Annotated in this window: 16 protein-coding genes; 11 read left to right on the top strand and 5 right to left on the bottom strand. The window is 61.7% G+C overall.

Annotation, left to right across the window (positions count from 1 at the left end):
- Window positions 1-207 precede the first annotated feature (207 nt).
- Window positions 208-1,194, top strand: a complete 987-nt coding sequence (galE, locus tag JZY06_RS01620; RefSeq protein WP_207117942.1) for a UDP-glucose 4-epimerase GalE — start codon at window positions 208-210, stop codon at window positions 1,192-1,194.
- Between the two features lie 129 nt (window positions 1,195-1,323).
- Here galE and JZY06_RS01615 read toward each other — a convergent pair whose 3' ends face one another.
- A complete protein-coding gene (locus JZY06_RS01615; RefSeq protein ID WP_207117939.1) occupies window positions 1,324-2,418 on the bottom strand; it encodes a DUF4192 domain-containing protein in 1,095 nt (364 codons plus the stop codon).
- Between the two features lie 497 nt (window positions 2,419-2,915).
- On the opposite strand from JZY06_RS01615, the gene JZY06_RS01610 reads away from it, so the two are divergent.
- The 4 genes from JZY06_RS01610 to JZY06_RS01595 all read left to right on the top strand — a co-directional run bounded on the left by JZY06_RS01610 (window position 2,916) and on the right by JZY06_RS01595 (window position 7,793).
- Window positions 2,916-4,127 carry a PAC2 family protein gene (locus JZY06_RS01610; protein WP_207117936.1) on the top strand — a complete coding sequence of 404 codons (1,212 nt, stop codon included), beginning with the start codon at window positions 2,916-2,918 and terminating at the stop codon, window positions 4,125-4,127.
- A gap of 126 nt (window positions 4,128-4,253) precedes the next feature.
- On the top strand, window positions 4,254-6,806 hold the full coding sequence (locus JZY06_RS01605) for a DEAD/DEAH box helicase (RefSeq protein ID WP_207117933.1): 2,553 nt from the start codon (window positions 4,254-4,256) through the stop codon (window positions 6,804-6,806).
- A 289-nt stretch (window positions 6,807-7,095) separates the two neighbouring features.
- The gene (locus JZY06_RS01600) at window positions 7,096-7,344 is read left to right on the top strand and encodes a PTS transporter subunit EIIB (RefSeq protein WP_207117930.1); all 249 of its coding nucleotides are present in this window, start codon (window positions 7,096-7,098) and stop codon (window positions 7,342-7,344) included.
- Window positions 7,341-7,793, top strand: coding sequence for a PTS sugar transporter subunit IIA (locus JZY06_RS01595; protein ID WP_207117927.1), 453 nt, complete (start codon window positions 7,341-7,343; stop codon window positions 7,791-7,793). The genes JZY06_RS01600 and JZY06_RS01595 overlap by 4 nt, the downstream gene beginning before the upstream one ends.
- Here JZY06_RS01595 and JZY06_RS01590 read toward each other — a convergent pair.
- Window positions 7,790-8,116: a hypothetical protein gene (locus JZY06_RS01590; RefSeq protein ID WP_207117924.1), complete on the bottom strand. Its 327-nt coding sequence runs from the start codon at window positions 8,114-8,116 to the stop codon at window positions 7,790-7,792. The genes JZY06_RS01595 and JZY06_RS01590 overlap by 4 nt on opposite strands.
- A 173-nt stretch (window positions 8,117-8,289) precedes the next feature.
- On the opposite strand from JZY06_RS01590, the gene JZY06_RS01585 reads away from it, so the two are divergent.
- Window positions 8,290-9,249 carry a hydrogen peroxide-inducible genes activator gene (locus JZY06_RS01585; RefSeq protein ID WP_207117921.1) on the top strand — a complete coding sequence of 320 codons (960 nt, stop codon included), beginning with the start codon at window positions 8,290-8,292 and terminating at the stop codon, window positions 9,247-9,249.
- Between the two features lie 906 nt (window positions 9,250-10,155).
- Complete coding sequence (gene hrpA / locus JZY06_RS01580; RefSeq protein WP_207117918.1) at window positions 10,156-14,085, top strand: ATP-dependent RNA helicase HrpA; 3,930 nt, start codon at window positions 10,156-10,158, stop codon at window positions 14,083-14,085.
- 101 nt (window positions 14,086-14,186) lie between these two features.
- Here hrpA and nrdR read toward each other — a convergent pair whose 3' ends face one another.
- Window positions 14,187-14,657, bottom strand: coding sequence for a transcriptional regulator NrdR (gene nrdR, locus JZY06_RS01575; RefSeq protein ID WP_207117915.1), 471 nt, complete (start codon window positions 14,655-14,657; stop codon window positions 14,187-14,189).
- A 112-nt stretch (window positions 14,658-14,769) separates the two neighbouring features.
- Window positions 14,770-15,132, bottom strand: coding sequence for a hypothetical protein (locus JZY06_RS01570; protein WP_207117913.1), 363 nt, complete (start codon window positions 15,130-15,132; stop codon window positions 14,770-14,772).
- Between the two features lie 284 nt (window positions 15,133-15,416).
- Here JZY06_RS01570 and lexA point away from each other — a divergent pair, with 284 nt between their 5' ends.
- From lexA to JZY06_RS01550, 4 genes are all read left to right on the top strand, one after another.
- Entirely contained in the window at window positions 15,417-16,094 is a 678-nt protein-coding gene (lexA, locus tag JZY06_RS01565) for a transcriptional repressor LexA (protein ID WP_207117911.1), read from the top strand.
- A 474-nt stretch (window positions 16,095-16,568) separates the two neighbouring features.
- The gene (locus JZY06_RS01560; protein ID WP_207117908.1) at window positions 16,569-17,348 is read left to right on the top strand and encodes a DeoR/GlpR family DNA-binding transcription regulator; all 780 of its coding nucleotides are present in this window, start codon (window positions 16,569-16,571) and stop codon (window positions 17,346-17,348) included.
- Window positions 17,349-17,413: 65 nt separating this feature from the next.
- Complete coding sequence (locus JZY06_RS01555) at window positions 17,414-18,244, top strand: hypothetical protein (protein ID WP_207117905.1); 831 nt, start codon at window positions 17,414-17,416, stop codon at window positions 18,242-18,244.
- 211 nt (window positions 18,245-18,455) lie between these two features.
- Complete coding sequence (locus tag JZY06_RS01550) at window positions 18,456-18,959, top strand: hypothetical protein (protein WP_207117902.1); 504 nt, start codon at window positions 18,456-18,458, stop codon at window positions 18,957-18,959.
- A 226-nt stretch (window positions 18,960-19,185) separates the two neighbouring features.
- Here JZY06_RS01550 and ptsP read toward each other — a convergent pair.
- A partial coding sequence (gene ptsP, locus JZY06_RS01545) for a phosphoenolpyruvate--protein phosphotransferase (RefSeq protein WP_207117899.1) occupies window positions 19,186-20,769 on the bottom strand: 1,584 nt, incomplete at its 5' end.

Genomic DNA, 20,769 nt, shown 5'->3' with positions numbered 1-20,769 from the left:
AACTGAATTCGCAGTCCCCATCCTTCCCCACCGGGCTGCCCTTGTCCGGCAACCCGTGTGCTGCGGCTGGTGTTCCCCACCGCGGCTGCGCCCAGCCCGGGCCGCCACCCCGATAGGCTTTCCGGCCATCGGGTCCACATGCTGCAGCATTCCCCCGCGACCTTTTGTTCAACCCGATTCTTAAAAGGACCGTGACCCGATAAAACCATGAAAATTCTGGTGACCGGCGGAGCCGGATACGTTGGCAGTACATGCACCGCAGTGTTGTGTGAACAGGGACATGACGTCACCGTCGTGGACAACCTGTCCACCGGCAGCAGGGAAGCTGTCGCCGAGAAGGCCCGCTTCATCGAAGGTGACGCCGGCGAGATGGCCGACGAAATTTTGTCCTCCGGCGACTTCGACGGGGTGATCCACTTCGCCGCCCGGTCGCTGGTCGGTGAATCCGAGGAAGTTCCCGATCAATACTGGCGGGACAATCTGGGAACCACCCTGAAAATCCTCAACGCGATGCACGCCCACGATGTGAAAAACCTGGTGTTTTCCTCCACGGCGGCAACCTACGGGGAACCGGAAACCATTCCGATCACCGAAGACGCCCCGACCAATCCGACCAACGCCTACGGGGCGACGAAACTGTCGATCGACTATGCCATCGCCAGCTACGCCCGCGCCTACGGTCTGGGGGCGACATCCCTGCGCTACTTCAACGTGGCCGGCGCCTACGGCTCAGTGGGGGAAAACCGACGGATCGAGACCCACCTGATCCCGCTGGTGCTGCAAGTCGCCTTGGGGCACCGGGATAAAATCCTCATCTTCGGCGACGACTGGGACACCCCGGATGGAACCTGCATCCGCGACTACATCCACATCCGGGATCTGGCCGACGCCCATCTGCTGGCGTTGGAAACCAATAAACCCGGTGTGCACCGGATTTTCAACCTCGGATCCGGCGAAGGGTACTCGGTCAAGGAAGTGATTGAAGCCTGCCGTCGGCACACCGGCCATCCGATTCCGGCCGAGGTCGCCCCGCGGCGTGCCGGCGACCCCGCGAAGCTTGTCGCCTCCAGCGAGAAAATCAAAAAAGAACTCGGCTGGAACCCGACCCGCACCGACATCGACACCATTGTCAAAGACGCCTGGAACTTCACCAAGAATCTGGGTGACCGGGCTTACTCGGCCGGTCAACGCTGATCAACCGGCCGTTCCGGCTGCTGCAACCTGATTGTTCCCAACCCATCCCCGTCCCGGCGGGCGGCGTGTGCCACAGCGCCCCCGCGGGCGGGGATGGTGCTGTCAGAGCGCATTTTTCGGTGCTGTGGTTTATGCCGCCTGTCCCCCGGGTCTGCACCGCAGCATCGCGTCGAGTCCGTCGCGGCAGCCGTCAAGCACCATCTGGTAGTCGCCACGGCACAACGCCTGTCTGAGCAGCCCCGTCATCCGGTGTCCCGGATCCTCGGAGTAGGCCTGCTGCAGCGCCGCCAGAGCGGCTTGACTGTTGCCGAGGGTTATTTCGGCTACCGCGTACAAATCAAGTGCATTGCAGCGCCGCTGCCCGGTGGTGATGGTAGAGGTGAGAAGTTGCAACCGGGCGGCCATGGCAGCGGTCCGGGGTGACAACGACAGCTCAAGACCGCAGTCACGCGCCCACGATGTGCCGGTGACGGCCAGCAGTGTTGCGATCATCTCCTTGTCGGCGGTGATGGAGTCATCGTCTAGGTCTTTCAACCTCACCTTGGTCGCCAGCGCACTGTAGCGGCCCATAAGTTCCCTGGCCCATCCGGTGTCGATGCATCCCTTCCGGTCGCGGACCGGTTCTGCCTCGCCGTCTGCGGTTTCCACAAGCTCATTCCATGTCTTTTCGTCCCACGGGTGGCCGGTGGTGAAAAAACGTCCGTGGAGTTCCTCCCTGCTGATCTCCGGCAGCTCACCGGTATCACGCAGATATTTCAGGGTGGCGGGTGCTGCCGCAATCTCGGTTATCGTTCCCCCGAAAAAAGTCGGCGCCAGCCCCTCGGCTCCCCCGGCCAATTGATCGGGCACCACAACCATCCGGTAGGGACCACCTGATTCGATGGCCTCAGCGTGCCAGGCACCGCCTATTTTCTTGTTCTGCCGGCACGCTTCCCCGGACAGGGCCAGAAACAGGGTGTGTAGCGCAGGGTTACCGAGATGCCCGGTGATGAAAAATGTCATCAGGACGTCGTACCCGGGCATGGACCGGGCGATGGAGACCATGGCAGCGTTGTCTGCCTGTGCGATCGGGCAACTGGCGATCGGCCCCATGATCAGTGATTGAGGATTGGTGACTGTGGTGCGGAAACCGGCCACGACGATCATTTCCCTGGGAAAATAGCCCAGGCAACCGGGAATGTTGGCGAGGATGTCAGCGGGACCGAGCGAAGGTGTCTGTGTCATGCCCGCAGTATGAAAAACCCCGCTACCAGCCTCAACAGTCATGATGTGCCGCGGGGGAATTCTGTGGACATCATCGGAGTGTCCACAACCGGCGGCGCACCGTCCGCTGACCGGGGCCACTTTTTGTATAGTCTTCACGGCTGCCGGGGACATTTTTGGCAAGCAATTATTCTGCCTCCTGTCACCTGCGGGTCTTGTGCCTGCTGTGTGGCGTTTACTGTCATCGTCGCTTCCGCCGGGTAGGTTGGTTGGGAACATCACCGGCCGGATGTGCGTTCTAGATGGATGCAGACCACGCACACGCCCGCCCCCGGCCGTTGCGTCTTCAAAGCAACAGCCACTATCCGGCCGAATCCACCCACAACCCCGAGAAAGGCGGCAGAAACCTTCCATCCGCACCGTGGACCAGACATTGCCCGTTTCTTGTCCCGGATTCGACCCGCCGCAAGTGCCGGTCAGAACCGGAACGCCATCACCATCACAAGGAGGTAGACGCTGTGGGTGACAACCAGCGCAGAATGTACGAACTGGCCTACCCGGCCCCGCAGTTCGACGGCCCGTCAACCGGCCGTACCCTGGTGATTGCTTTGCAGGGATACGCGGACGCCGGGCAGGCCGTCGATATGGCCGCCAAGCATCTGATCCACGCCCTCGACAACAAGGATGTGGCTGTTTTCAACGTCGATGAACTGATCGATTACCGCTCCCGACGCCCCACTGTCACCATGGACAATGCCGCGGTGACGGGGATGGATGATTTGAGCCTGACGGTGAAAATGCTCACCGACAGTGACGGCAAACCTTTTCTTCTGCTGTCCGGACCCGAACCGGATATGCGGTGGAACGCTTTTTCACGGGCGGTCGCCGATCTGGTGGAGCGTTTCGATATCTCACAGACCGTCTGCCTGTATTCGGCGGCCATGTCTGTGCCGCACACCAGACCCATGGTGCTGTCGGCGCACGGCAACATCCCGAAAATGACGGAGCGTCATTTCCGGATGGACTCCGGTTTGACACTGCCCGGTTCAGCCGCCCTGACTATCGAGCACATTCTCACCGGCCTCGGTCGGGCGGTCGGCGGCTACACCACCCATGTGCCGCACTATATTGCCGCCAATGAATATCCGGAGGCTGTTCTGCGGCTGCTCAACGCCGTCTCCCTGGTCGGTGACCTGAACCTGCCGCTGAAATCGCTGGAAAAGGACACGGCAACCTTCCGTGCCCAAATCACCGAGAACATCGAGCAATTCCCGGATATCCAACAAATGCTCACTCCGTTGGAAGAGCAGTACGACCAGGAACTCGAGCGCTACCGCACCGAGCATCCGGGCGCGATCATGCCCGGCGAAGGTGGTGTTCCTTCCGCTGACCAGATAGGCGAGGAACTGGAAAAATTCCTCGCTGAACTTCAATCCGCACCACCGGATCAGGATCAGACAGCCACCGTGGACACAGACTCCGGGTCCGATGCGGCCGACACACCGCCGCAGATTGCCACGGATTGCACCACCGGTGACGCTGCCGCCGATGGGGCACAGCCCCGGCCCGAGCACACGGCTGCAGATACCAGCGGCAAAACAGATAGTGGAACCGATAACCTCGATCCGGCCGAGACAGACGGGGACACCGCGGACGAAGACTCCCCCGATCCGGACAACGGAAAATTCGATCCGAACCGATGGTTCAAAGGATTTTTCCGCAAACCCTGATTCGGTTGACTGCGTCGGTTCCCTGCCCCATTTACCGCCACGGCCACCGTTTCATCGAGCGGTGTTTGTGTCTTGTCGCCGGCACCACCCCACCGGGATTCCCGCTGAACCAATAAGGTGGAGGGTGTGAACCTGACCGAGATGCTCCCCGATTTAGACGATGTTCCCGAATCCCTGCTGGATGAATGCATCTGGGATTCATTTATCGGCTGGTGCGAGGCCAACTCCATCAGCCTCTACCCACACCAGGAAGAAGCCTCCTTGGGCGTGTTGGCCGATGACCACGTCATTTTGGCCACCCCCACCGGCTCCGGTAAATCGATGGTGGCCATCGCCGCCCACTTCATTGCGATGGCCAAAGGCCAGAGGAGCTTTTACACCGCGCCCATCAAGGCGTTGGTCAGTGAGAAGTTTTTCGCCCTCTGCGACATCTTCGGCGCGGAGTCCGTCGGCATGATGACCGGTGATGCAACCGTCAACGCCAACGCCCCGATTATCTGCGCCACCGCCGAGATTGTGGCCAATATCGCGCTGCGCGACGGAGTCGACGCCCGGATCGATCAGGTTGTGATGGACGAATTCCACTACTATTCCGATCCCGGACGCGGCTGGGCGTGGCAGGTTCCGCTGCTCGAGCTTTCCAAAGCGCAATTTCTGCTCATGTCGGCGACCCTGGGTGATCTCGATTGGCTGGTGGAGGATTTGAAAAAACGCACCGGCCGCACCACCGATATCGTCGCCGATGCCGAACGCCCGGTTCCCCTTGATTTCGAGTTCGTCTACACCCCAGTTCACGAAACCATCGATGATCTTCTGGACCGGTCAATGGCCCCGATCTATGTCGTCCATTTCACGCAGCGGGAAGCCACCGAACGCGCCCAGGCGTTGACCAGCCTGAACATCCTGACCCCGGAAGAAAAAGAAAGGATCCGTGCCGAGATCGGTGACTTCAAATTCACCACGACTTTCGGCAAAACCCTGTCAAAGCTGGTACGCCGCGGCATCGGCGTCCATCATGCCGGCATGCTGCCGAAATACCGCCGGTTGGTGGAAAAGCTCTCGCAGACCGGGCTGTTGAAGGTCATCTGCGGCACCGACACTCTCGGAGTGGGCATCAACGTCCCCATCCGGACCGTGCTGATGACCGGGCTGGCCAAATTCGACGGAACGAAGCAGCGGATACTGAAATCCCGCGAGTTCCACCAGATCGCTGGCCGTGCCGGGCGGGCCGGATATGACACCGAAGGCCATGTCGTCATCCAGGCCACCGAATACGAAACCGAAAACTGGCAGGCCCGCAAACGGGCGGGTTCGGATCCGAAGAAGTTGAAGAAAATCCGGAAGAAATCGGCCCGTGACGGTGAGGTCGCCTGGACAGAATCTACTTACCAGCGCCTGATCACAGCCGAACCGGAGAACTTGACAAGCCAATTTCAGGTATCAACCTCGATGCTGCTCAACGTTCTGGCCCGCGAGGGCGACGGTTACCAGCGTCTGAAAAAACTGCTCAGGGACAACCACAACACCCGTACCCGGCAGAATGCCGACATCCTCTCCGCGATAGGTTTGTTCCGCGGTCTGGTCTCCGCCGGGATTGTTCAGCGCGTCGACGGTGACACCCCGGATGAGCACGGGCGTATCTGGCATGTAACCGAGGAACTGCAGCGTGACTTCGCGCTCAACCAGCCGTTGGCGCCGTTTGCCCTGGCTGCCCTTGATCTTCTCGATCCGGAATCTGACACTTACACCCTCGATGTAGTCAGTGTCTTCGAATCGATACTCGATGACCCGCGCCAACTGCTTGTGGCGCAGCAGAAAAAGCGGCGCGGCGACGAAATCGCGGCCTTGAAATCCGAGGGCGTCGATTACACCGAACGGATGAAAATAGTCGAAGACATCACCTGGCCGATGCCATTGGCTGAACTGCTGGAGACCGGCTTTGACACGTATGCCGAAGGGCATCCGTGGGTCCGCGAATTCGAGCTGTCACCAAAATCGGTGGTCCGTGAAATGGTCGAGCAGGGCATGACGTTCTCCGACATCATCGCCACCTACGGGTTGGGCCGCAGCGAAGGCGTGGTCCTGCGTTACCTCACCGACGCCTGGCGGACCCTGCAGCACTCCGTGCCGGCCGACAAAACCACCGAGGAACTCGACGACATTATCGTCTGGCTTGGTGAACTGGTCCGCCAGGTCGACAGTTCACTGGTGGACGAGTGGGCGCAGATGGCTGATCCGGATGCCCCGATCAGCGCCGAGGATCTCAGCCGCGAGCTGGCCTTCGGCGTCGAGGATCCGACAGCATTGACCGCCAACCGGCGCGCATTCACCATTATGGTGCGAAACGCCATGTTCCGGCTGGTGCAACTGTTTGCCTGGGAGAAAGAAGAGGAACTGGAACAGTTCACCGACTATCTCGATGCCAAAGACAAACCCGATTTCCCCGGCGGCATGGACAACTATTTCGCCGACTACGCGGACCTGGACACCTCTCCGGCGGCCCGTGGGCCGGAATACTTCCGCCCCACGGATACCTCGGGACGTCTGTGGACGGTCCGGCAGATCCTCAAAGATCCGGAAGGCGACAACGCCTACGCCTTCGAGGCCGTCATCGATTTGGACGCCTCCGACCATGCCGGTGAAGTCCGTTTCAGTTCACTGCGTTTCGACCAGAACTAGAAAACCACAGTTGGCTGGGGCAGCATGCCTCAGGTACGGGGTATCGGAGCCAGCCCCACCCACACCCGTCCCCCGCAACGTGTGGCAGTATGGTGCACGCCGCGTTTGTATCTGATCGACAAAGCGGGTTCCGCCGGGACCATTCCACAGCCCCGACGCCACGAGCCAACCGCCGGGTGACAACAACCCCCCGCAACATGGGGATTGTGCACGCCGTATCCCCCGCCCACACCGGGGACACGCCCGTCTCGCCACCTGGCACCGAAACTGTGAACGGGAAAAATGTCTGATGCCCTCTATTGAGCCGGAAGCTTTGGTGGCAGCCCTGGGCGGACCCGACAATGTGTCGTCGGTACGCAGCTGCGTCACCCGCATTCACGTGAGACTCAGCGATGCGGAACTTGTCAAAAAACCACTACTGAAGGACTACGGCATCTCGGTGGTCCTGGAAACCGGCGACGAGCTTCAACTGATTGCCGGGGCGACAGCCGAATCCATCGCAGCCGCAGTCAACGACTACCTGGGAGACAACTCTTGACCGAGGTCCGTTCCCCTTTCAACGGAACCACAGCAACCCTTGATTCGGTGCCCGACCCGGTGTTCGCATCCCGGGCCGTCGGCGACGGACTTGCCGTCATCCCCGAGGACAAAAGCCCACAACCTCTCACTGTGTGTGCCCCTGTCAGCGGCGATGTCATCCGAGCGATGTCCCATGCGGTGGTTCTGCTCGACGATGAAGGACACTCAATCATGGTCCACGTCGGTATTGATACAGCCCATCTCAGGGGCACAGGTTTTGACCTCAAAGTCTCCCAGGGCGATCACGTCACCGCCGGGGACGCCATGCTCACAGTGGATGTGGCCGTGGTCAAGGCCAACGGTCTCAACCCGATCACGTCGGTGCTGGTGATGGGTGGACACACACCCAACCTGCACTGCTCCCCCTGTACCCAGGTCAGCCAGGGACAGTGCCTGTTCACCTGCTAACCCGCAGCGGAGACGGCGCTATGCTTGCTGCCCCTTGGGTGACTGCCCGCGGTCCGTCCCCCGGCACGGCGGCGAATTCTGCGACTGCGGATTCCGACACTGAGTACGGCTGCCACCAGCAACAGCAGCACCGCAGCGGTCGACAACACCCATTTGGTGGTGGCGGCAGTATTTTTCCGCGACGCTTTAAGGAGCAGCGTGCCCGCGGCCAGAACAGCCAGTAAAGCCCAGGCGCGAACCCTCATCAGTGGACTCCTTTTGTCGGTGAATTCGACGTTATCTTTCCAGTTGAAGACATGCTTTCGCTTCTTTGGCCTGTCCATCTTAGACCACCGTGCGCCCGGTGCGACAACCGGAAAAAACGCTTGTCCCCGCTGGCTGTCACACATCAGTTGAGCCAATCACCATCTGTAATGTGATGGCCATCACCTCATAATTTGTCCGCCTACCGCAAAAGTTATGCACTATCCGCTGGCGGTGACGTAAGCTTATAGGCATGAGCAATAAAGAGTACAAGCCGACGCTCGCTCAACTGCGCACGTTCGTCACCATCGCCGAGAACAAACATTTCGGCACCGCTGCGCAGAAACTCAACATCTCCCAGCCGTCGCTGTCACAGGCTTTGGTTGCCCTGGAGAACGGGCTCGACATCCAGCTGATCGAACGTTCCACCCGCAAGGTCATCGTCACCTCGGTCGGAGAGATGCTGCTGCCGTACGCCAAAGCCACCTTGGACGCAGCCGACAGTTTCCTCAACCACGCCCGGGGGGCCAATGGTGACCTGGTGGGACCGTTGACCATCGGCATCATTCCGACGGTGGCACCGTATATTCTGCCGAATCTGCTCCGTCTGATGGCCGATCGTCTCCCCGACTCCCGTCCCTGCATCATTGAGGACCAGACCAAACATCTGTTGGAGGGACTTCGCGACGGCCAGGTCGACTGCGCCATTATGGCGTTGCCGATCGGAATCAATGGGGTGAACGAAAAGAAACTCTATGACGAGAATTTCCTCGTCGTCGTCCCCGAGGATCACCGTTTCGCCGGCCGGAATGATCTGACGCTTTCGGATTTGCACGATCTCGGCATGGAACTTCTGCTTCTCGACGACGGGCACTGCCTGCGCGACCAGATCATCGATTTGTGCCACAAGTCCGATGTGGCCATCGGTGGGCCGGGCACCATCACCACCAGAGCGGCCAGCCTATCGACGGTGATGGAATGCGTGGCGGGGGGCCTGGGGGCAACGCTGGTTCCCGCCTCGGCGGTTCCACTGGAATGCAACCGGCCCGGACTTGCCATAGCCCGGTTCGCCCCGTCGGTGACCGCGAAACGGACCATCGCCCTGGCCTACCGTGGTTCTTCCTCCCGCGACAGCGAATTCGAGAAATTCGGCCAACTGGTGGAAGGCTCTTTCCGCCGGGCCACCAACAACCAACCGGATGTGTCACCTTAGACCAGCGCGGCATCCCCATCGATTCATCTCCGCCCCCGGCCGTGGCCGGGGGCGGAATACTTATCGAAAAAAAGACAGCCCGGCGCGACCGGGGACACGTCGCGGATGGTTGCCTGCTCCCGGCTGCCGTGCTTGGTGCAGTGCGGTGGTAGACGGCAGGTTGCTGCCGGTGGCGACGTAGGGTGCCACCGTCACCAGTGGGGCCAGTGTGACGCCGATCCGTACCGCCCACACCAGCGTGCGGACAGTTGTGTGCGTGACAGCTGGTCCGGTCGTGCAACGGGGAACTGCGGTCATGAGCGGGGGGTGACGGTGGTGGCCGGTGTGGCGTTCAGCAGTCCGGTGCGGTGTGGTGCGCCACGGGATGTGTGCGCCCGACGAGGGCTATGACAGCCAGTGTTGTCCCTGTTGCAGCTGTGGCCGCCAGCAGGTCAACCGGGGCCGGGCCAGTCATTCACCGGGGTGGCGCAGGACGCGTTGTCCGGCTCGGGTTGTAACCGGCTGTGGTGACAGGCGGCTGCTGGCTGTTGTGTTGTGTGTTCCGCGGATTGTTTGCCCGGTGTGCCGGTAGTTCGGCGACGGTGGATTCAACGTGGGACTCCCTCCCGGGGGCCTGCCAGTTTTTCTACGCAGGCTTTTCCCCGCGATCTCCCCCATCCGGGACGGTGGTGTTTTTCCGGTAGGCCCCGGCGCCGGTCGCCTGCCGGAGTGTCTGGTGTGATGGGTTTTTGTTTTTTATTGTGGGCATTGTCCGGGCGTTGCTGCTGGCGCAGGGGGTGTCCGGCTTCCGGTTGTCCGCTCCCGGTGGTGGTTGTCGGGCCGGTGGTTGTTTTGATGTTTCGATCCCGGTGCGGCCGGGCTTGATCGGTGTGAATGTGCTTGTTGCCTGTAGACTTACGGCCCGTTATGTCTGAGAATCGTTCCCGCAAACCCCGCCACCATTCAGCTCCCGCCACCAGCGAATTGCTGGCGTTGACCGAGGGGCTGTCGCTGGTTGACCAGAGGCGTTTTACGCACCGCATCCGCAAGGCGTCGTCGCTGAAGGCCCGCAGCGCCATTGCCAGGGACCTGCATACGGCGCGTGCCCGTATGGCGGAAAAGATTGCGGCGTTGCCGGAGATCACCTACCCGGAGACTCTTCCGGTCAGTGCCCGCCGGGATGATATTGCGGAGGCGATCGAGAACAATCAGGTGGTTATCATCGCCGGTGAGACCGGTTCCGGTAAAACCACCCAGATTCCGAAGATTTGCCTTGAGCTGGGGCGGGGCCGGACCGGTTTGATCGGGCACACCCAGCCGCGCCGTTTGGCCGCGCGCACTGTCGCCGAACGTATTGCCGATGAACTCGGCCAGTCGATCGGCCAGTCGGTCGGCTATGCGATCCGTTTCGATGACCGGGTGGGGCCGACGACCGCCATCAAGTTGATGACGGACGGTATTTTGCTCGCGGAGATGTCCCGTGACCGGTATTTCAACGCCTATGACACGTTGATCATTGATGAGGCCCACGAGCGCAGTCTCAACATCGACTTCATTTTGGGATATCTGAAAAGGATTTTGCCCAAGCGCCCTGATTTGAAGGTGATCATTACTTCGGCGACCATTGATCCGGAGCGTTTCTCCCGGCATTTTGCTGACGCGGCGAATAAACCGGCCCCCATTATCGAGGTATCCGGGCGGACATACCCGGTGGAGGTCCGTTACCGTCCGCTGGTCGGAGAGGATGCGCAGGGCAGGCAGATCGATGTTGATCCGTTGGATGGTCTGGTGGATGCCTGTCGGGAGCTGATGAATGAGGGGCCGGGGGATATTCTCTGCTTCTTTGCCGGGGAGGCCGATATCCGAGATGCGATGGAGGCCATTGAGGGCCAGCACTGGCGCGGTGTGGAGGTCACTCCCCTGTTTGGCCGGTTGTCCAACCAGGATCAGCACAGGGTGTTCACCCCTCATTCCGGCCGCCGGATTGTGTTGGCGACCAATATCGCCGAAACCTCGCTGACGGTCCCCGGAATCCACTATGTCATTGATACAGGCACCGCGAGAATTTCGCGTTATTCGACGAAAAACAAGGTGCAGCGGCTGCCGATCGAGCCGATTTCGCAGGCTTCGGCGAATCAGCGTTCGGGACGCTGCGGACGTATCGCCGACGGTGTGGCCATCCGACTGTATTCGGAAGAGGACTTTATCTCCCGGCCGGAGTTCACCGACCCGGAGATTCTGCGCACCAACCTGGCGTCGGTGATTCTCCAGATGGCGAACCTGCGGTTGGGCGATATCGCCGATTTTCCTTTCGTGCAACCGCCGGAAACGAAACTCATCCGCGACGGCCTGCTTCTTTTACGGGAACTTGGCGCTTTAAGTGACGGGGAGAAAAACGGCAATCCGGTTTTGACCCCGGTGGGAAAGCAGTTGGCGCGTATCCCGCTGGATCCGCGGATGGCCCGGATGATGATTCAGGCCCACGACACCGGGTGCCTGGCGGAGGTCATTGTCATTGTTGCCGCCCTGACCATCCAGGATGTCCGGGAGCGGCCGATGGATTTCAAAGCCCAGGCCGATCAGCAGCACGCCCGGTTCAAACACGGCAGTTCCGATTTCATCGGTTATCTGAAACTGTGGGACTACATCACCGGCACCCGCAACCAGCTGTCGGGAAACAAGTTCCGCAAACGCATGAAGCAGGAGTTCCTCCACTACATGCGCATCAGGGAATGGTTCGATCTGGTGAGGCAGCTGAAAAATGTTGCCGACCAGTTGGATTGGAATGTTCCCGGCTCTGTTGCCAGCGAACCGGATGAGGATTCCATCCACCAGGCCCTTTTGGCCGGTCTGCTGTCGCATATCGGCATGCGGATTGCCGAAACCAAGGAATTCCAGGGTGCCAGGAACATGAAGTTCTGGATTTTCCCCGGCTCGAACCTGTCGAAGAAACCGCCGCAGTTCGTCATGGCCGCCGAGATTGTGGAAACCTCCCGGCTGTTCGCCCGTGATGTGGCCCGTATCAACCCGATATGGGTGGAAAAACTCGCCCCGCATCTTCTGCGCCACAACTATTCGGAACCCCACTGGTCGACCAAACGGGTCGCGGCCATGGTCCACCAGAAGTCGACGCTGTACGGGGTGACCATTGTCGCAGACCGGACGGTGCCCTATCACCGGGTTGATCCGGTAGCTGCCCGCGACATGTTCATCCGGCATGCCCTGATCGCCGGTGAATGGACCACCCACCACGAGTTTTTCCATTCCAACAGGGAAAAGCTCGACACGGCCGCCGGTTTGGAGGACAAGGCCCGGCGGCGCAATATCGTCGTCGACGAAGACACCCTGTTCGATTTCTACGACCGCAAGATTCCCGCCGATGTAACGACCGGGATTCTGTTCGACAAGTGGTGGAAAAACACCCGCGACAGCCACCCGCAGCTGCTGGACTTCGATCCGGCGAAGCTGATCAGCGACGAGGCCGAGACCGTCAGCGAGGATGCGTTCCCGGATCTGTGGCGGCAGGGAAGCATCGACTACGAGTTGTCCTACCACTTTGAGCCGGGGGCACCCGATGACGGTGTGACTGTGAAGGTGCCGGTTCCACTACTGGGCAATCTTTCCTCCCAGGGATTTGACTGGCTGGTCCCGGGTCTCCGCCTGGAGATGCTGACCGCGCTGATCAAAACGCTGCCGAAACCGCTGCGCCGCTCGGTGGTGCCGGCCCCCGATTTCGCCCAGCGGTGCCTGCCGCAGCTGACTCCCTACACCGGCACTGTCACCGCACAGCTGGCCGATGCACTGCGGGTTCTCGGGGGATCGGGAATCAACCCCGACGATTTCGATCCCGGAAAACTCCCCGACCATCTGCGCATCACCTTCGCAGCCGTCGATAAACGGGGGAAAGTCATTGACCGCGATAAAAACCTTGACCAGCTGAAGAAAAGGCGGGCCGGGCAGATCACCTCGTCGCTGTCGAAAGCCGGCCGGGTGGCGGTGAAAAAGGAAGCCAAAACCTGGGATGACACGACTCTCGGGGAGATCAGGGAGACCGTCACCACCACCGTCGACGGACAGCAGGTCAACGCTTATCCGGCTCTGGTCGCCACCAGTGACGGTATTGCGGTGACCGTCATGCCCACCAAGCAGGAGGCGGAAGCATCCATGCTCACCGCCACGCTGACGCTGTTGATGCGCCAAATCACGGTCAATACCCAGGGCATGCTCAAAGGGCTGCCGCTCAAACAGCGGGTGGCCGTGGAGAGCTTCCCCCACGGCGGCGCGCAGGGGCTGATCGATGACGCCAGGACCGCGGCGATAAGGGACTCGATGATGGCGAATGGCGGGCCGGTGCGCAAACCCGATGAGTTCACCGCCCTGAAAAAAGCCGTCGCCCCCGATGTGCCGGGCCGTATCCGGCGGATCGTGGTGATTCTGGCTCCCGCAATGGTCACCTACCACCAGGTGAAAGCGGAACTGGACAAATGGCAGGGTCCAGCCATTGACGACATGAAACGCCAGCTGGATTTTCTCCTGCCCGAGCATGCGCTGGCCCGGCACGGCATTGACCGTCTGAAGCATCTTGACCGCTATCTGCGGGCGATGCTGATCCGACTGGAAACAATGGGAACCAACCCGGACAGGGACGCCGACAACCAAGACACGGTCGAAGACGCCCTCGATTATCTGCAGAAAAAGTTGGCTGCGCTGCCTTCCGCCAGGCAGCGCAGCCCGGAGGTCAAAGACATCCAGTGGATGATCCAGGAACTGCGGGTGAGCCTTTTCGCCCAGCAGCTGGGGACTGCCAGGCCCGCCAGCCTGCGACGGGTGCAAAAAGCAGTTGACAAACTGCGCTAGTCGCCCTGCGCAAAAAAACGCAGGCCGGGATCGTCCGGCACTTTCTGTGGTGCGGGGCTGATCCCAGCCTGGGTGGTTGTACGGCGGCCGCGGAGTCGCGGCTAGTCGCGGCTGGTGTCTTCGAAGCGTTTCGACGACCTACGCATCCGGCGGATTTCGGTGAGGAAATCATCGGCTGATTCAAACGACCGGTACACCGAGGCGAAACGCAGGTAGGCGACCTCGTCGAGTTCCCGCAGCGGATCGAGAATGGCCAACCCGATCTCGTGGGCTGAAATCTGGGAACCTTTGCGGCTGACCTGCTGCTCGACTTCCTGGGCGAGTCGCTTCAGGGAGTCCTCCGAAACATCCCGGCCCTGGCACGCCCGCCGTACCCCCTGAATGACTTTGTCCTGGGAAAAAGGCTCGACCACCCCGGAGCGTTTCTGCACCAGCAGCACAGCTTTTTCCATGGTGGTGAAACGGTATCCGCAGGAAGTGCACTGCCTGCGGCGGCGGATGGTTGTGCCCTGGCCGACGGAACGCGAATCGAGGACTTTCGAGGAATCCTCGCGGCAGAAAGGACAGAGCATGATCACCTGCGGATTAAAATCGGGCCAGCCGACCATCGCTGCGGCGTGGCTAAAACGGAGAAGCGGTTGACTTGTCTCCTCGAGCCTAACCGAAACCGGCGCCCGGACACATCTATCCGTGGGTCATCCCGGACTGCTGTGAGACACTGGCCGACGAACGGTCGTAGGACGGGGGCTGCTGCTCATTAACCGCAATGAGGCTGACGGCCACGCACAGCCCGACGAGCATTCCGGTCAGGACTGTCGCGGCGTGTTGTTTCTTCGAACGCCGCCCGTCACCCGTGGGTGGCCGACAGTCCTCCCGCACCAATTCGGGGGTGCGAGAGGTTGTTCGATTTTGTGGCGTCAGGGTGCGCACCTGACCGACCAGATGAGGCAGGCATGACCGCTGGGATCCGTCCCAGATCATAGTCCGGGAAGCAGGGGCGAAAGGCCGGGAATTAGTTGATACCGCAGGGGAAAGGGGGTATTTCATCGTTGCTGTTCCGTTCATGAGTTTCAAACTACCCGGCGCTCCGAGATTAGCTGCACAGGTTGCGTACATACGTTCGAGTTAGTTTGTATGTTCGATTTATAACACTGCTGCGCTCGCACCGCAACACCCGGGCCACAAAATCGAAAAGAGATGCTAGGCTTGGCTGCAGCAACGGGGTGTATCCGCCGGTCGGACACTGACAGTCCGGTCCCCATGGGAACACCAGCGGTGCCCCGCGCCCCCCACCTGTGCACCCCAACGGACAATGAAGGAAGCTGATCAACATGGGCCGCCCCAAGAAGAAGGTGACCGATGCACTCACCGACCGCCAAAAGCGCATCCTTGAGGTCATCCACGACGCCATCAAGCTTCGCGGTTACCCGCCGAGCATCCGTGAGATCGGCGACACCACCGGTTTGCAGTCAACATCATCGGTGGCCTACCAGCTCAAAGAACTTGAGAAAAAAGGCTTCCTGCGCCGCGACCCCAACAAGCCGCGTGCCGTTCATGTCCGCAAACTTCCCGACGGCCGCGACCCCGCCCCGGCACCGGTCGACTACCCGGCCGACGGTCCGGAACATACCCGGCCCGCCATTGTCCCGCTGGTCGGACAAATCGCAGCGGGCATCCCCATCACCGCCGAGCAGAACATTGACGAATATTTTCCGCTTCCCACCGAACTGGTCGGCGACGGAGACCTGTTCATGCTGCAGGTAGTCGGCGAATCAATGAAAGACCGGGGGATCCTCGACGGCGATTTCGTCGTCATCCGCGCCCAGAAAACGTGCGAGAACGGCGAGATTGTGGCCGCCATGTTCGATGGTGAAGCGACAGTCAAACGCTTCCACAAAGACGCCGACGGCAAGGCCTGGCTGGTTCCGGCCAACGATAGTTTCGACGCCCGGCGGGCCGAGGACGCAGAGATCATCGGCGTCGTGGTCTCCTCGTTCAGGAAGTACTGACCGGTCACCGCCCCTTTGCCCATCACCGGCCCCCAGCCCGTCCGTCAGGCATGTTGCATTTCCTCCGGACGGGCTTTGCAGTGTCCGTAACAGGTAAATCACACCACAGAAATTCCCGTACGGATATCCGTTTCGTGGGCGCAATTCGCCCCCACCGACCATTTCAGTACCGGCAACACGGCTGACACTACCCCTATAGAGGGGCAAGCCCCCTGTGCGCTCTGTCACCGCGACAGTGTGTCGTTTTTAGTCTTGACCGAACCCACATCATCGCCTTGACAAGGTTTTTTTCTAATTATTGGAGCCAGTCGATGTGGGAAACGGGTGGCTTACCGACACACCGAACGGTCACTTTCACCGCGGGCGGTTACCGGGTCTGCCCGATTGTCTGGCTTTTCCGTGCCAAACTGGAAACAAACGGACACTTTGAGGATTCGCCTCCGGTTGCACCACCGGTGGCCGCGAAGGAGCACCATGTACGCAGAGGAACGGCGCCGGCAAATCGCCTCACTAACGGCGGTCGAAGGACGCGTCAACGTCACTGACTTGTCGAAACGCTTCGAGGTGACAGCAGAAACCATTCGCCGCGACCTGGCTGTGCTCGACAGTGAAGGAACGGTCCACCGGGTTCACGGTGGCGCGGTGGCCAGCCAGAACTTCCAGACCACCGAGTTGACCGTGGATGCCCGTTCCAAGAGTGCCTCGGGGGCGAAATCGGCCATTGCCCGCACCGCCATGAATTATCTGCCGGATGCGCAGGGCGGAATGTTCCTCGATGCCGGCACCACCCTTGCGGCATTGGCCGAGCTGATCTCCAAACACCCTCTGGCCCACAACTGGTCGATCGTAACCAACTGCCTGCCGATCGCCATGCAAATGGCGGCCGCCGGTATCGAGGAGGTACAGCTGCTCGGCGGATCGGTGCGTTCGATCACCCAGGCGGTCGTCGGTGACACCGCGTTGCGCACCCTGGCGCTGCTGCGGGCCGATGTGGCCTTTATCGGCACCAACGCTTTAACCCTCGATCACGGCCTGTCCACCGCCGACTCGCAGGAAGCCGCCGTCAAACGGGCCATGATCATCAACGCCCGGAAGGTGGTGGTGCTGTGCGACGCCACCAAGATGGGCTGCGATTACATGGTCAGTTTCGCGGGTCTGGACGACATCGATGTGGTCATCACCGATTCCGCCGCCCCGCAGTCATTTGTCGAAGCGTTGCGCGAACGCGAAATCGAGGTCGTGATCGCCAACTAGCTCGGCTACCGGGGTTTTCGCCGTCCTGTGCGGGCCGCGCTGGTGGTTTTTTGTAGGGTGGCGACATGATCATTGCCGTGAGCACCTGCGCCACCATTGACCGCACCGCCGGGCTGGACCCGGTTTTGGGGGCGTCAACGATTCTCAGCCTGGCGGCGGTACACCAGCAGGCCGCGGGCACCGGGGTGGCTGTCGCCGCACAGCTGGCCCAACTGGAGGCCGATGTTGTGCTCGTCGCCGCGGCACCGGCCGATTCCCGGTTGGGGTCGCTGCTTGACGGTCAGAACATCCCCCACCGTCTGGTCGCCGTCGACCGTCCACTTTCCGGAAGCTTCAGGGTTGATTCGATGGCCGGTGCTGCCACCGGGGTAAATCGCAGCGGGTTCCACCCGGTGCCGGGGGAAGCCGACAAGCTGTCCCGGATGGTGGTCAACACCGCCGGAGAAGGCGATATCGTGTTCATCACCGGCCCCGATGATGCGGACGAATGTTTTTACCAGACGATTGTCCGCGACGCACGCACCCATTTCAGCGACATCACCATCGCCCTCGACTGCCGGGACAATCCCTCGCTTTTGCACTTGAACTGGCCGGCCGATATCCGTCCGGACTGGATTATCTGCACGAGCATCCAGCCGGAGATCGCCCGGGCCGTCGAGGTTGAGCTTCAGGCCGCAGGCGGCCGGGGCCGTGACGCCGCGGTCACGGCCGTGGCCGAAAGGATCGCTTTGGACCACCATGTGGCGGCCGGGGTGGTGGTGGTCTCCGACTGCGGCCGGGCCTATGTGGCCAGCAGTGTCCAGCAGTTTGTCGCCGATGTGGCCAAAAACAACGGGGTTGCGGCCATGGGGGTGGACCAAACCGTGGCCCGAATCCTCCACTGGTCCGACCGGTAGCCGGAAGCAGACACCCGCCCCGGTCAGCCATCACGGTTTGGCTGTTTGTGCAGGTTTTTCCACCCAATCAGCGCTGGGGGCGGCGTGTTAGTCTGTTGCTGGCACCGCACCGGTTGTCGTTTCCTTTACTGCCTGCTCCAGGGCAAACACCGACCGACCACGCGGCGTCACCGTCCATCCCCTGTCATCGCCCGGATACCCGCCCTTTGCTATGAAGCCTCGAATCCAATCCCTGGTCCCCCCGTCGGGCCGCCGCGCCGTCCACAAAGACCAGGATGCCAAGGCACTCAGTGCCCTGTTCATTCTCATCGGCATTATTACCCTGATTGCCGCCCTGAATACGCTGGCCTCCGGGCTACCGCTGCCCGCGGAAGTCGGCGGCGGGGTGTTTTTCCTGCAGCTTGTGTTGGTGCTGGTGCGTATCGGCGGGCTGGGGTGGGCGATACTGAACCTGTCGGCGGCTGTGACCGATCTGGTGGCCACCGGGCGTCTGCGGCGGCAGGCCGCCGCGGGCTACAACTCCGGCGGGCTGTCACTTCTGGTGTATGCGGTGGCCCTGGCGCTGCAGCAGACTCTTCCCGGGGCACCGTCGGGCGGCTCCGGCTGGTGGGTGGTCTCCTTGGATTCGGTGATGCTCTACACCTTCATCATTGTCTGTCTGGCCGTGGGCCGGGCAGCCGGTAAGGGTCCGGCGAAAACCCGCCGCGTGCGTTAGGGACTGCCCCTGACACGCAGATGACCGCCGACCCGGCAGCAAAACCGGGTCGACGGTCTTTTTCCGTCTTTCCCCTGTTTCCTTCTCACCCCACTGCTGCTTGGCCCGCGTGGCACCACCTGCGCCCGGCCGGCCCGCACGCCCGTCCCCGGCACAGGGGGGATGGTCAGTGACGTTGTCCCCTGTGCCTTGTGCCTGTGCCGCGGGCGCGGGTCCGTGAACCGGGTCAGGCGTTGAGCAGCAGGGCGCGCACAGCCTCACGGGCGGCGACGGCACCCGGCGCATCCAGGGCGGCGTTGGCGGCCTGTTTGCAGTCATCGAAGGTGACTTCGGCCAGCTGCGCGCCGACCCCGGCGATGGCGGTCGACGCCGCCGACAGGGAGTTCACGCCCAGGCCGGTGAGCACACAGGCCAGCAGCGGGTCGGCGGCGGCTTCACCGCACACGCCGACGGCGGTGCCGGTTTTCTCCCCGATGCGGCAGGTGTGGTCGATCAGCCGCAAAACGGCCGGCTGCCACGGGTCGGTCAGGTACGCCAGCTGCGGCGACAACCGGTCGGCGGCCATGGTGTACTGGGTCAGGTCATTGGTGCCGATGGACACGAAGTCCAGATGCGGCATGATCTTGTCGGCCATCAGGGCGGCGGCCGGGACCTCAATCATGGCGCCGGCGGTCAGACCACGCTCAGCGCACAGCCCGGAGAACCATTTCGCTTCCCGGGCGGTGGCCACCATCGGCGCCATCACCCAGGTGGGCGCGTTGTCCCCGCGGCCGCAGTCTTTTGCGGCTTTGGCGATCGCATCCAGCTGCCGGTGCAGCAGGCCTTCGTTGCCGCGGGCCACCCTGAGCCCGCGCACACCCAGCGCCGGGTTCATCTCATCGGCCATGGAGGCAAACGCCACCGGCTTGTCGGAGCCGGCGTCCAACGAGCGGACGACAACTTTCGACTCGGGGAAGGCCTCAAAGACTTTGGAATAGACTTTCGCCTGCTCGTCGACCGACGGCTCGTCGCTGGAGTTGAGGAAACACATTTCTGTGCGGAACAGCCCAATGCCCTCGGCCTGGGTGCCGGCTGCGGTGCGGGCGGCTTTGCCGTCTTGCACATTGGCCAGAAGCTGCACCCGGTGGCCGTCGGCGGTGGTGGCCGGCCCCTGCCACTGGGCGACCCTTTCCGCCATGTCTTTCCAGGCGGCCACCTGCGCGGTGGCATCGTCGGCGTCCGGGTTGGTGACAATGGTGCCGAGCGAACCGTCGACCAGAACCTTCGTGCCGTCTTCCACGCTGTTCATCGATTCGCCGACGGCGACAATGCAGGGCACATTCAGCTGCCGGGCGATGATCGCGGTGTGCGAGGTCGGCCCGCCCAGTTCGGTGACCAGGGCGATGAACAGGTCGGTGTCCAGGGCTGCGGTGTCGGCCGGGGAGAGATCATCGGCCAGCAGCACCACCGGTTCCGTCACCGCCGGAAGACCCGGCTCCGGTTCACCGCGCAGCTCAGCGATGGTGCGGTCGCGGATATCCCGCAAATCGGTGGTGCGTTCGGCCATTACCCCGCCGGCGGCCTCGAACATGGAGATGAACTTCGTGGTCGCCGCCACCACAGCGTATTCGGCCGGATGCCCGGAGTTGATGTTCTTTTTCACCGTTTTACGCCAACCGCGGTCACGCACCAGCCCGGCGGTGGCGGTGAGCACCTCACTGGCGGCACCGTTAGCCTGGGTGGCCCGCTGCTCCAACCGGTCAGCCACCGCGTCGGCGGCGGTGGTGAAACGCTCGTACTGGCTGTCCCGGTCGGCTTCGGCAACCACCTC

Origin of the sequence: Corynebacterium mendelii (assembly GCF_017307055.1) — a bacterium.
In the GTDB taxonomy this organism is placed as follows: Bacteria; Actinomycetota; Actinomycetes; order Mycobacteriales; family Mycobacteriaceae; genus Corynebacterium; species Corynebacterium mendelii.
Note: the sequence above shows the minus strand (reverse complement) of the source record. Positions and strands in the feature narration are given on the sequence as shown.